At 36.0% G+C, this 12,769-nt stretch carries 11 protein-coding genes; 3 read left to right on the forward strand and 8 right to left on the reverse strand.

What is annotated here, in order from left to right; genetic code table 11:
- The first annotated feature begins 1 nt into the window (after nucleotide 1).
- Nucleotides 2-475, forward strand: coding sequence for a hypothetical protein (locus Q1A60_RS11570; RefSeq protein ID WP_299765737.1), 474 nt, complete (start codon nucleotides 2-4; stop codon nucleotides 473-475).
- Nucleotides 476-581: 106 nt separating this feature from the next.
- Entirely contained in the window at nucleotides 582-1,046 is a 465-nt protein-coding gene (locus Q1A60_RS11575; RefSeq protein WP_299765739.1) for a hypothetical protein, read from the forward strand.
- 31 nt (nucleotides 1,047-1,077) lie between these two features.
- On the opposite strand, the gene ilvA is transcribed toward Q1A60_RS11575, so the two are convergent.
- From ilvA to ilvD, 5 genes are all read right to left on the reverse strand, one after another.
- Complete coding sequence (ilvA, locus tag Q1A60_RS11580) at nucleotides 1,078-2,340, reverse strand: threonine ammonia-lyase IlvA (protein WP_299765741.1); 1,263 nt, start codon at nucleotides 2,338-2,340, stop codon at nucleotides 1,078-1,080.
- Nucleotides 2,341-2,579: 239 nt separating this feature from the next.
- Nucleotides 2,580-4,079 (reverse strand): ketol-acid reductoisomerase, encoded by a 1,500-nt coding sequence (gene ilvC, locus Q1A60_RS11585; RefSeq protein WP_299765743.1) that lies wholly within the window; start codon nucleotides 4,077-4,079, stop codon nucleotides 2,580-2,582.
- Between the two features lie 159 nt (nucleotides 4,080-4,238).
- Nucleotides 4,239-4,784 (reverse strand): acetolactate synthase small subunit, encoded by a 546-nt coding sequence (ilvN, locus tag Q1A60_RS11590; RefSeq protein WP_299765746.1) that lies wholly within the window; start codon nucleotides 4,782-4,784, stop codon nucleotides 4,239-4,241.
- Nucleotides 4,785-4,900: 116 nt separating this feature from the next.
- Nucleotides 4,901-6,625, reverse strand: coding sequence for a biosynthetic-type acetolactate synthase large subunit (gene ilvB, locus Q1A60_RS11595; RefSeq protein WP_299765748.1), 1,725 nt, complete (start codon nucleotides 6,623-6,625; stop codon nucleotides 4,901-4,903).
- Between the two features lie 56 nt (nucleotides 6,626-6,681).
- Nucleotides 6,682-8,361 (reverse strand): dihydroxy-acid dehydratase, encoded by a 1,680-nt coding sequence (gene ilvD, locus Q1A60_RS11600; RefSeq protein WP_299765750.1) that lies wholly within the window; start codon nucleotides 8,359-8,361, stop codon nucleotides 6,682-6,684.
- A 377-nt stretch (nucleotides 8,362-8,738) separates the two neighbouring features.
- Between ilvD and Q1A60_RS11605 the strand changes: the two genes are divergently transcribed.
- Nucleotides 8,739-10,115: an aldehyde dehydrogenase gene (locus Q1A60_RS11605; protein ID WP_299765752.1), complete on the forward strand. Its 1,377-nt coding sequence runs from the start codon at nucleotides 8,739-8,741 to the stop codon at nucleotides 10,113-10,115.
- On the opposite strand, the gene Q1A60_RS11610 is transcribed toward Q1A60_RS11605, so the two are convergent.
- The 3 genes from Q1A60_RS11610 to Q1A60_RS11620 form a co-directional block, all read right to left on the reverse strand.
- The gene (locus tag Q1A60_RS11610) at nucleotides 10,110-10,787 is read right to left on the reverse strand and encodes a response regulator transcription factor (RefSeq protein ID WP_299765754.1); all 678 of its coding nucleotides are present in this window, start codon (nucleotides 10,785-10,787) and stop codon (nucleotides 10,110-10,112) included. The genes Q1A60_RS11605 and Q1A60_RS11610 overlap by 6 nt on opposite strands.
- Nucleotides 10,759-11,571 carry an ATP-binding protein gene (locus Q1A60_RS11615; protein WP_299765756.1) on the reverse strand — a complete coding sequence of 271 codons (813 nt, stop codon included), beginning with the start codon at nucleotides 11,569-11,571 and terminating at the stop codon, nucleotides 10,759-10,761. Before Q1A60_RS11615 ends, Q1A60_RS11610 begins: the two co-directional genes overlap by 29 nt.
- Nucleotides 11,572-12,282: 711 nt before the next feature.
- Entirely contained in the window at nucleotides 12,283-12,663 is a 381-nt protein-coding gene (locus tag Q1A60_RS11620) for a hypothetical protein (protein WP_299765758.1), read from the reverse strand.
- Nucleotides 12,664-12,769: the final 106 nt, after the last annotated feature.

Below are 12,769 nucleotides of genomic sequence, written 5' to 3' on the forward strand. Positions count from 1 at the left end.
TATGCTTTACATTCAATTTGAAATTAAAAATCCTGAAAAGTATTACGCTTTTAAGAAAGTGTATAAAGTACTTTTTGAAATTAAACCTAAAGGAGAAAGTAGACCTCTAGATTTTTGGGAGGAGATCATACCGACATATGTCAAAAAATTTCTAGATGGATTTTATAAAAAAGAAAATGCGCTATCAGACCTAGTGAAAGAAGACTTCACTTCTTTTGTAAATTACTTAGAATTTGGATTGGATGCAGATTTTATAGATTTAAGAATTCTTAATCCAACAACAGGTCATGTAGATTTTGCCCCATTAGGTTTTCCATATGGAGGTATGGACAAACTTCTCGTATTTCTGAAATCTTTTGATTGTATACCTAAAGAAATATATAATGGGTTTTCGGTCTGTAAACTCACTTGGACCGATAAGTACACTTATGAATCAATAGATTTACCTGACAAGACAGAAGCTTACCTCAACTAATTTGAGTTTCTATAAGATGTACATTAGCGTATCAAAATGACCTCTTACCCATAGTTATGTAACGAAGTATAGGTTTTGTACTCTAATAAGGTATAACACCTATACATTGAAGTACATATTACACATAACATACAGTTTATTTTATGCTAAGATTCCTACATTTATCTTACAGAAATGGATACTATCCCAACGTATAGAATGGTTAATCGTCGTTGCAAAAAAAGGACATTATAAAAACCGAATACAGATTGCTGAGCAAATACCCTCGTTACACATTAATGGGCAACATAAACTCATTACTATATTACTAGATGATCCTGTAGTAGCGATCTCTCAAAAAATAATCAACGTTTCTAAATCACTCAAATTATTAGACGATCTCAAAAAACGTATTATAGAAAAAGAAATATATTGGCAGGCTTTAGAAAAAGAGCAAGAAGATAATAGAAAGGCATATTCTAAAATCTATAAAGACATGCCACATTATAAACGTAAGTTTTCTAACGGAGAAAGTTATCAGCAAATGAAGCAAGCTGCTAAAAAATCAATGAATATCGGAAAGTGGATATAATTCAATAAAAATCTAGAATTAAATAATTGAATCACACCAAAAACTGAAACAAATCTGGTTTATCATTAAGGTAATCACCAAAGAATTTACGTGCATGCATACGATCTACCAGTGGTTCTAAATCTTTTACATGTTTTAATTGAATCCCTACGACAGCAGGTCCTTGTTCCCTACTCGTTCGTTTAGAATATTCAAAATGTGTAATATCATCATCTGGTCCTAAGACCTCAGCAACAAACTCTTTTAAAGCACCGGCACGCTGTGGAAAACGAACAATAAAATAATGCTTCAACCCTCTATGAAGTAAGGCTCGTTCTTTAATTTCTGCCGTACGGGTAATATCATTATTACTCCCGCTTACCACACAAGCAATATGCTTTCCTTTGATTTCATCTGCAAATTGGTCAAGCACTGCTAATGTCAATGCGCCTGCAGGTTCTACCACAATAGCATCACGATTATATAAATCTAAAATTGTTTGACATACTTCGCCTTCTGGTACCGTTACCACCCTATCTAAAAACTGTTTGCATATCTTGAAATTTCGCTCCCCTACGCGTTGTACTGCAGCTCCATCTACAAACTTGTCTATATCAGATAAGGTGGTATTTTTATCATATTCTATAGATTTTTTCATAGCTGGCGCTCCTTCAGGTTCGACGCCTATAACTTTTGTATCGGGAGACAACAAATGAAATACGGTACTTAAACCAGCAGAGAGTCCGCCGCCGCCTATAGGAACAAACACATAATCTAAGGGTGTTGTAGATTGTTCTATAATTTCTAGACCTACGGTGGCTTGTCCTTCGATGATCTTTTCGTCATCAAAAGGATGTACAAAGGTTTTTCCCTCTTCTAAACAACAGGTGTTCGCTTTCGCGAAAGCGTCATCAAATGTATCCCCTTCTAAAACGACTTTGATCCAATCCCCTCCAAATAACTTGACTTGTTCTACCTTTTGAGAAGGGGTAGGCATCGGCATATAAATGGTACCATGTATCTCCAATTTTGCACAAGCAAACGCTACGCCTTGTGCATGATTGCCTGCACTAGCACATACAATTCCTTTCGATTTTGCTTCTTGAGACAGCGAACTCATCTTGTTGTACGCACCTCTAATTTTATAAGATCGTACTTGCTGTAAGTCTTCTCGCTTTAAAAACACAGAAGCATCGTATTTTTTAGAATACGTAAAACTCTGCATCAATGGTGTTTGAGTTACGACTTCTCTTATAGCCCCTGAAGCTTTTTTTACCGCGTCTAACGTAGGGTAATATGTGGTTTCTATTTTCATTAACATCTGTGAGTTTCCCCTCTAGAAAGAGGGGATTAAGGGATGTGTTTTAATGTTCTTTTATAAAATATGCTAGTAACACCTCCCTCAATCCCTCCTTTCTAGGAGGGAAGTCTTCATTTTTATTCTCGCACTTCGGCTACGCTCAGCATAAACTCCAGTGGGAATCTCATTCTTATTAACTTTATCATTCTAAAATAGAGTATTGTTCTATTTTAGAGCACTACGCTATTTTTATTTTAATTCAACACAGCTTCTGGTGTTTCTTCTGTTTTTACTTTTTTCATGGCGGTCATGGCTTTACGTAATCGAGCACCCACTAGTTCTACTGGGTGATTACGGATTGCATCATTTACAGCAATGAGTTCTTGATTATCTACGCTATTTGTTTTCGCGAAAGCGGTACCCACCACATCTACATCAATAGTTGTCATAAAGTCTTCTAATAATGGCTTGCATGCGTGATCAAATAAGTAACATCCATACTCAGCCGTATCAGAAATAATACGATTCATTTCAAAAAGCTTTTTACGCGCAATGGTATTGGCAATAAGCGGTGTCTCATGTAACGACTCATAATACGCCGAATCTTCTATAATTCCAGCAGCTGTCATCGTTTCAAAAGCAAGCTCTACTCCTGCTTTTACAAAAGCGACTAATAACGTACCTTGATCAAAATAGGTTTGTTCTGAAATATGATCCCCTGTAATTTCTTGTTTTTCAAAAGCAGTTTCACCAGTAGCGGCACGCCATGTCAATAGATTTTTATCATCTGCTGCCCAATCTTCCATCATGGTTTTAGAAAAGTGTCCAGAGATAATATCATCCATATGTTTTTCAAAAAGCGGACGCATGATCGTTTTTAACTCAGATGCTAGTTGAAATGCTTTGATCTTAGCTGGATTACTCAAACGATCCATCATGGTTGTGATACCGCCATGTTTTAAGGCTTCAGTAATAGTCTCCCATCCGTACTGTATCAATTTTGCTGCATAGGAAGGCTCAATTCCTTTTTCAACCATTTTATCAAAACACAAAATAGATCCTGTTTGTAACACGCCACAAAGGATGGTTTGCTCTCCCATAAGATCACTTTTCACCTCAGCGACAAACGAAGATTCTAACACGCCTGCTCTGTGTCCTCCTGTGGCAACAGCATAAGCTTTTGCTTGTTCTAATCCTTTTCTTTGCGGATCATTATTTGGATGTACTGCTATTAAAGTAGGAACTCCAAAACCACGTAGATACTCTTCTCTCACTTCAGATCCTGGGCATTTTGGCGCGACCATGATCACGGTCAAATCTTCACGTACTTTCATTCCTTCTTCTACGATATTAAATCCGTGAGAATATGAAAGTGTAGCTCCTTGTTTCATAAAAGGCATTACTGCCGTTACAACAGCCGTGTGTTGTTTATCTGGCGTTAAATTCAATACCACATCTGCATCTGGTATCAATTCTTCATAGGTACCTACCGTAAAATCATGTTTGGTAGCATTTTGATATGAAGCACGTTTTTGGTCTATCGCACTTTGACGTAATGCATACGAAATATCAAGTCCGCTGTCTCGCATATTTAGCCCTTGGTTTAATCCTTGAGCACCACAACCTACAATGACAATCTTTTTACCTTCTAAGGCTTTTGTGCCCTTAGAAAACTCATCGGCTGTCATAAAACGGCACTTTCCTAATTGTGCTAATTGATCTCTTAATGATAATGTGTTGAAATAATTTTCCATGTGTTTATGATCTTATTTTTCCATCTCCGTGAAGACGGAGATCTAATCCCTCTCTGTCCTTCGGACATCTCTCCCAAAGGGAGAGAATTAATAATCTTTTTTACTTTATATTTTCTATTTACGCTTTCGTACTTCGACAAGTTCAGTATAAAATTCAGCTTAGCTGAAAGCGTATTCTTCTTCTTTAGTTAATGAACCTAAAAGTTGAGAAATAGGCATTTCTGATTTTGTAACTGCAATACGTCCTGATCTGACAAATTGCATAATTCCAAAAGGTTTTAACTCTCTATGCAGCAATTCAATTTCTGCGCGCATTCCTGATTTTTCCAGTACAAAAAACTGTTTATTTACTGTGACGATTCGGGCATGGCTTTCTTTAATAATATTTTGAATCTGACGTTCTTCAAAAAGCAAATCTGATTTGATTTTAAACAAAGCACTTTCTGTAAAGATGGTTTCTTCATCCGTATGATAATAGGCTTTAATGACTTCGATCTGGCGCTCAATTTGCCCTATGATTTTTTTGATTTGTGCTTCTGTTACTTGTACTACCAATGTCCATCTGAACACATCATCTATCTCACTTTCTGAAGCAGAAAGGCTTTCTACATTGATATGACGACGTTGAAAAATAGCCGAAATACGGTTTAATAACCCTATATTATTTTCGGTATAAATACTTACGGTGTATGTCTTTTTCTCCATAATTTTCTTTTCATTCCCGTGAAGACGGGAATCTTTTTAAATTTTCACTACTATATCTTTTTTAAAAGTAGAGTCACACTCTATTTATAATTCCCCTTTCGGGGGTTAGGGGACTTTTATTCCAGTCGTATATCAGATACTGATGCTCCCGAAGGAATCATCGGAAATACATTATCTTCTTTTTCTACACACACTTCTAGGAAGTATGAATCTGGACACGCGATCATTTCTTTAATAGCTCCAGCTAGTTCTTCTCTTTTAGTTACTTTTTGTGCTTGAATATGATATCCTTTTGCGATAGCTACAAAATCAGGATTGATCATTTCTGTAGAAGCATATCGTTTATCAAAAAACAATTGTTGCCACTGGCGCACCATTCCTAGAAACTCATTATTTAGAACTACAATCTTTACAGGTACTTTGGATTGGAAAATAGTCCCCAGTTCTTGAATTGTCATTTGATACCCACCATCTCCTATAATAGCGACTACTTCGCGCTCTGGTTTTCCCATTTTTGCTCCAATCGCTGCAGGAAGCGCAAATCCCATAGTTCCGAGTCCGCCAGAAGTAATATTGCTTTTTGTTGTATTGAATTTAGCATAACGACAGGCAATCATTTGATGTTGTCCTACGTCTGAAACAATAATTGCATCTCCTTTTGTCTCTTTATTAATCCCGTCAAGTACCTCCCCCATGGTAAGTCCTCCTTTTGTTGGAGTAAGATCATGTTGAATAATCTTATCATACTCTATCTTATAAAGATCTTTAAATCGTTGGTGCCATTCTGTATGTGCATTTGGCGTTACTTTAGAAAGTATCTTAGAAAGACTTTCTTTACAATCTCCTAGTACTGCTACATCTGCGTATACATTTTTATTTACTTCGGCTGGGTCTATTTCAAAATGGATGACCTTAGCTTGTGTTGCATAGGTATCTAACGATCCTGTAACACGATCATCAAAACGCATTCCTATAGCAATTAACAAATCACATTCATTGGTCAATATATTAGGTGCATAATTCCCATGCATTCCCACCATTCCGACATTAAGTGGATGGTCTGTTTCTAATGCTGATACCCCTAGAATAGTCCATGCAGCTGGAATGCCTGTTTTTTCTACAAAGGTTTTAAATGTTTCTTCTGCTTCTCCTAGAATAACCCCTTGTCCCCATACAATCATAGGTTTCTTAGCAGCATTTATAAGTACTGCTGCTGCATCGAGTGCTTCTTCTTGTACTTCTGGTGTAGGTGTATAACTACGTATATGTGTACATGGTTGATACTCATAATCTAATTCACCAAACTGTGCATCTTTTGTAATATCGATAAGTACGGGTCCTGGACGACCACTTCGCGCAATATAGAAAGCTTTAGCAAGTACCTCAGGAATTTCAGATGCTTTTGTTACTTGATAATTCCACTTGGTAACGGGTGTTGAAATACCAATAATATCAGTTTCTTGGAAAGCATCACTTCCTAACAAATGAGAAGCTACTTGGCCAGTAATACAAACCATAGGTGTACTGTCTATCTGTGCATCTGCTATTCCTGTAATTAGATTGGTAGCACCTGGTCCAGATGTTGCGACTGCGACTCCTACTTTACCTGTAGCTCTCGCATATCCCTGTGCTGCATGTGTTGCGCCTTGTTCATGTCTTGTCAATACATGTTGTAGTTTATCTTGAAACTTATAGAGTTCGTCATACATAGGCATAATAGCGCCTCCTGGATACCCATATATAAGATTGACCCCTTCTGCCAGTAAGCAATGAATAATAGCTTCGCTTCCTGTGATGGTTTGCTTTTTAGTGGTTGTCTGCGTTATTGTTTTTGTTTCCATAATTGTCCCTCACCCCAGCATCTCCCTCTTGAAGAGAAGCTTATGGGAATTTTTATTTAAAATTCATCTGTTACACAGCCTTCTGATGCTGATGCAACTGTTTTTGCGTATTTATATAAAGTGCCTCGTTGTACCTTCAATGGAGGTTGTTTCCAAGCCGCTTTTCTAGTTGTTAATTCTTCTTCGCTAATGTCTACTGAAATCGTGTTGGCTTCGGCATCAATCGTAATGATATCTCCATCCTTTACAAGAGCAATAGTCCCTCCTTCTTGTGCTTCTGGTGTGATATGCCCTACCACAAAGCCATGAGTTCCTCCAGAAAAACGACCATCCGTAATCAATGCAACTTCTTTTCCTAATCCAGCGCCCATAATAGCAGCGGTAGGTTTAAGCATTTCTGGCATACCTGGCCCTCCTTTTGGTCCTTCATAGCGTATGACGACGACATCTCCTGCGACGACTTTCCCTTGTCTGATACCGTCATTGGCTTCAAATTCTGAATTAAATACACGTGCGCTTCCGCGAAAGCGTACTCCTTCCTTCCCCGTAATTTTAGCAACAGATCCTTCTGTAGCAAGATTCCCATATAGAATGCGAATATGTCCTGTACTCTTTATAGGATTTTCTACAGGATGAATCACATCTTGATGTGCTTTCAAATGGTCTACATCAGCAAGGTTTTCTGCTAATGTTTTTCCTGTAACGGTAAGACAATCCCCATGCAGCATTCCTTGTGCTAGCATATATTTAAGTACCGCTGGAACACCTCCTACCTTATGTAAATCTTCCATTAGGTATTTTCCACTTGGTTTTAAATCTGCCAAAAAAGGTGTCGTATCACTTATTTTTTGGATATCATCTAATGTAAAAGGGATTTGAGCAGCTTTTGCAATCGCTAAGAAATGCAAAACAGCATTTGTAGACCCACCTAACACGGTCACTAGCCGAATTGCATTCTCAAGCGATTTAATCGTTACAATATCTGACGGTTTAATATCTTGTTCTATAAGATGTCTTAATGCATTTCCTACTCTGGCACATTCGGCTGTTTTATGTGAGCTGATAGCTGGATTTGATGATGTGTATGGTAAGCTCATCCCTAATGCTTCTATAGCAGATGCCATTGTATTTGCAGTATACATACCCCCACAAGCGCCAGCGCCAGGGCATGCCTTTTTTACAACCGTCTTAAATTCTTTTTCTGTAATAGTCCCTGCCACTTTTTCTCCCCAAGCTTCAAAAGCAGAAACCACATCTAGTTTTTTATCTTCATGACATCCAGGAGCAATGGTTCCTCCATATACTAATATAGATGGGCGATCTAATCGTAATTGTGCCATTAATGCACCAGGCATATTCTTGTCACATCCTACTACAGTTACCAGCGCATCATAACTCATCGCTTGTACTACCGTTTCTATAGAGTCTGCAATTAAATCTCGACTTGGTAATGAAAAACGCATTCCAGGTGTTCCCATAGAAATGCCATCACTAACACCAATAGTGTTATAGATCAATCCAACTAAATCTGCCTGTTGAACGCCTTCTTTAATATCTTTGGCTAGTGCATTAAGGTGCATATTACATGGATTTCCTTCGTACCCTGTACTTGCAATTCCTACAAAGGGTTTTTGAAAATCATCTTCTGTTAATCCTATGGCATGTAACATTGCTTGTGCAGCAGGTTGCGTTGGATCTTGTGTAACGGCTTTACTATATGGATTGAGTTCTTTCAATGTATTCCTATTTTAATGTTAAAACTAGTTGCTATCTATTATTTAAAAATTCTAATTTACTTTCACTTACGTTATTCAAGTTTACTCAAAACCAATTAAAACTATGATTATCAAATATTTACATTGTTTTTAACTATGTAAATCACACCATAAAAAAAGCCTGTATCAATATGTCGATACAGGCTTTATATATGAGTATAGCAGTCCGTATCATTCCCGTAGAGGAATAATAATAATGACGCTATTAATTATCTGGTTTCTCATAAACTTGGGATAAATGTATAAAAAGTTTTTTGAAATAAACACGACATATTCAAAATGGCGCATGCTTTTTCCAGTCTCTTCATTAAAAATGTACTTATTTTTGTAAAAAATATATGTTGAATATCCCCCATCTTATTAATTCGCAACGTGCCTATTTTACTACTGGCAAGACAAAACCTATACAGCTACGTTTACAGGCTTTAAAACAATTATATAAAAGTGTAAAAAAACATGAAGAAAAAATTCATGAAGCTTTGTTTTCTGATTTTAAGAAACCTCTTTATGAAAGTATGTCTAGTGAAACTGGTATTGTAGTACGAGAATTACAACTTACCATTAAACAGCTTGAATTTTGGGCACGTCCTAAAAAAGTAAAAGGGTCTTTACTTAATTTTCCTGCTAGGGATTATATCTATTATGAACCTTATGGGACGACACTTATTATTGCGCCTTGGAATTATCCATATCAATTAGCATTAACGCCACTTATTGGCGCTATTGCGGCTGGAAACACAGTCGTCCTTAAACCTAGTGAGCTTACGCCTGCAACGAGTCATATATTAGATACTATTATTCAAGAAGTATTTCCTTCTGACCATGTTGCTGTCGTACAAGGTGCTATTCCTGAAACTACAGAATTACTTGCACAACGATGGGATTATATTTTTTTTACAGGGAGTGTTTTGGTAGGTAAAATTGTGGCGAAAGCCGCTGCTAAGCATTTAACACCTACAACACTTGAATTAGGAGGTAAAAATCCTTGTGTAATTGATGACTCTGTCAATGTTTCATTAGTTGCAAAACGTATTGTATGGGGAAAGTTTTTAAATGCAGGGCAAACGTGTATTGCTCCTGATTATATATTGATTGAATCTTCTATTAAAACTTCTTTTTTAGAAGCTTTAAAAAAGGAAATAAAAAGTGCTTATAGTACTGATGTAAAGACATCACCTGATTTTGCTCGAATTATTAATGAAAAGAATTTTGATAGGCTTGCTAAGATGCTCGAAGGAGTGTCTATTGTGATGGGAGGGCAAACAGATCGTGATGCATTGTTTATAGCACCTACTGTTATTGACAATCCTTCTTTGGATAGTTTTGTGATGGAGGATGAGATTTTCGGTCCTATTCTACCCGTAATACCATATCAAACAAAGGCAGATATTGAGCGCATCATTTCCCGTTATGAGAAGCCATTATCTGGGTATATTTTTTCGCGAAAGCGGTCTTTTTCAAATTGGTTTTTAACACGTTTTTCTTTTGGAGGTGGAGCTGTAAATGATACTGTGATCCAATTTGTTAATGAAGCTTTACCATTTGGTGGTGTAGGACATAGTGGTATAGGTGGGTATCATGGAAAGCATACCTTTCTTACATTTAGCCATGCAAAAGCCATTGTCAAAAAAGGAAACTGGCTAGATATCCCTATTAGATATGCCCCTTATAAAGGGAAAAACAACATATTAAGGTTTTTGTTACGTTGGTTATGATTGTACAATGAGATTATGTTTCATGACATAAATCACAGCGCCTACTCTAGAAGAAACACCTAATTTTCGAAACAACTCTGCGCGTCTATTTTCTATAGTCTTAGGACTTAAGTGCATTTTTGCTGCAATTTCTTTATAGCCTAAATCTGTGCCACATAGATAGTTTAAAAACTCTTGATCTGTTTCTTTTAGTTGAAACTTTCTGTGGTTACTCACTTCTGCTTCTTTTTCTTCTGAAATACCATTTAATGCTTTTTTATGAAGGTCTCTATCTACAATTTCATTGTATATAAATTCTCCTTTACTAGCTCTCACAATAGAAGCATTGAGTTGTGCTGGTTCTACATCTTTAAGGAGGTATCCTTTACACCCGAAGAAAATCATATTAGAAATGGTTTCTTCATCATCTTCCATGGTGATCGCAATGACATTGATATCTGGACAATTGTCTTTAATCCATGCCATAGTGCTCAACCCATTCATAATAGGCATACGTACATCTAATAAGACAACATCTGGTTGCTCATTATCACTTTTCAAATACTCTATAAACTCTCTTCCGTTTTTAGCTACAAAAACAACATAGGTATCTTCAAAACCTGAAACTAATGTTTTTAAAGCTTTCGCGAAAAGGATGTGATCATCAACGATGGCTACTTTGAGCGGTTTCATGCAGGGGTGGTTGGTAGGTTAATGTTATTTCTGTTCCATGTCCTTGTTTACTATGTGCTACGAGTTGTGCATGAATCATCTCTGCTCTACGTTGCATATTAATAAGCCCAGAACCTAATTTATTATTTTGAGTGTTATATCCTATGCCATCGTCTTTTATAAAAATATGAAGATGCTCCTCCTTATACGATATATCAATCACAAGGTGTTCTGCATCTGCATGTTTAATGACATTACTACAGCACTCTTGCACTATTCTAAATATAATAATTTTTTCTCGTTCTCCTACAAAAATAGGGTCACCGCTAACGGTAAGTGTAGAATTGGTATGTGAAAAACGATTGATGCGATCTATTTCTACTTGTATGGCATCTTGTAAATCCATGTTTGCAAGCACCTCACCATTAACGGTTTTAGAGAGTTGACGAACTTCTATCAGGCTTAAATCTACCGTTTCTAATGCTTCTGTAAATGTTTCTTTTTTATCTTCAGGAAGTAGCATGAGTCCTGATCGCAATTGCATTTTAGCCACCGAGAGGAGTTGACCCACATTGTCATGCAATTCCATACCTACGTTTTTAAGCGTGGCTTCTTGGATTTCATTTTCTACTTGTACAAGCGCACTTTCATATTCTTTTTGAGCCACTACTTTTTCGATAAGTAGTTTGTTTTTACGACGTTGGAAGGTGTAAAAGAAGAGAATAAATAGAAAAACAAGAACTACGACTACTATGATAAAGTAGACGACAAGGAGAACTTCGTGTTTTGAGATTTGTTGAACCAATAACATTTTACAATACCAAATATAAACATTCCGTATAGGAAGTAATTAGCATAGGTACTAATTATTCTATAATATTCAGTAAAAACAGTTTCGCTTAATTTAATAAACTCACTACTTATAAAGAGTGGTGTCATTGTTAAAAAAAAAAGAAGGGTGGATATAGATATAAAAAAAGGGAATGATGTACCAATAAATAAAACCTGATTAGAAGTAAGTAATTTATAGTAATAATATCCAATACTTATAGAAAAGAGAACTAAACCTAATAATTCTATAAATTTAGAGTAGCCCTCAATAAAAATACCAGTCCATAACATATAGAACATACTGAAAATTAAAAAAAATAATAAAGTTAACTTTACTTTTTTCATTAATTGAATGCTCCCAAATTGTTTAAAAAAAAATATTACAAAAAAAGAATATGTAAGAATACTGTATATATTATACAACCAATAGTTATGAGTTAAATCAGGGTTATTCATAAAAAAACCATACTCATCATAACCGTTATCACAAATGTATGTAGAGTAAAGTCCTGTATTTTCAACTAACACTACAAACCATAGGTATACAGTTAGATATAATAAATTCTTATGTAAGTTTTGATTTTTTTTGAATATTATAAGAGTAATTGTGGCAACCAAGGCTGCCACAATTTCTATAACTAATGGTAAATAATTACTAAAGTAATTTGTTATCATTCATTAATATTTATGGATTATAAATATTTGGTGGCCACCCTCCTTGATGTCTATTCCAAGCATCAATATCGTAATTATTATCGTCATCATCATCTCCTCCTCTACTAAGTGTTTTTTCTTTGGTAGGTGCTAAGAAAAAAGTAGTTTTATTCGATTTTGATGCATCATAAGCTCCAAAGTACAAACGTAGTCCTGGGTTTGTGATTCCTTGTTTTTTAGATTCTTCTTCTACGTAATCTAAATATTCTCGTAATTCTGAAATGTCGAGCTTAAATTCACACGTATCGTGTTCCCCCAAACTCTCTCTAAGCGTTTCTCCCCGTGTTTTACTCCAATGCGTAAATAATTTTTCAGCATCTTGGGGCGTGATGCATTTTTCTGGCTTTGCCATAATGTAAATAGTTTAAGTTAAGTTATGAAAGTAGGAAAATATAACTCGTTCTGCAAGAAGATTTATATAAAAACGGGTAAAAATACGTATTTCTATTACGGTCTTC

Source organism: uncultured Dokdonia sp., from assembly GCF_947492535.1.
Classification (GTDB): Bacteria; Bacteroidota; Bacteroidia; order Flavobacteriales; family Flavobacteriaceae; genus Dokdonia.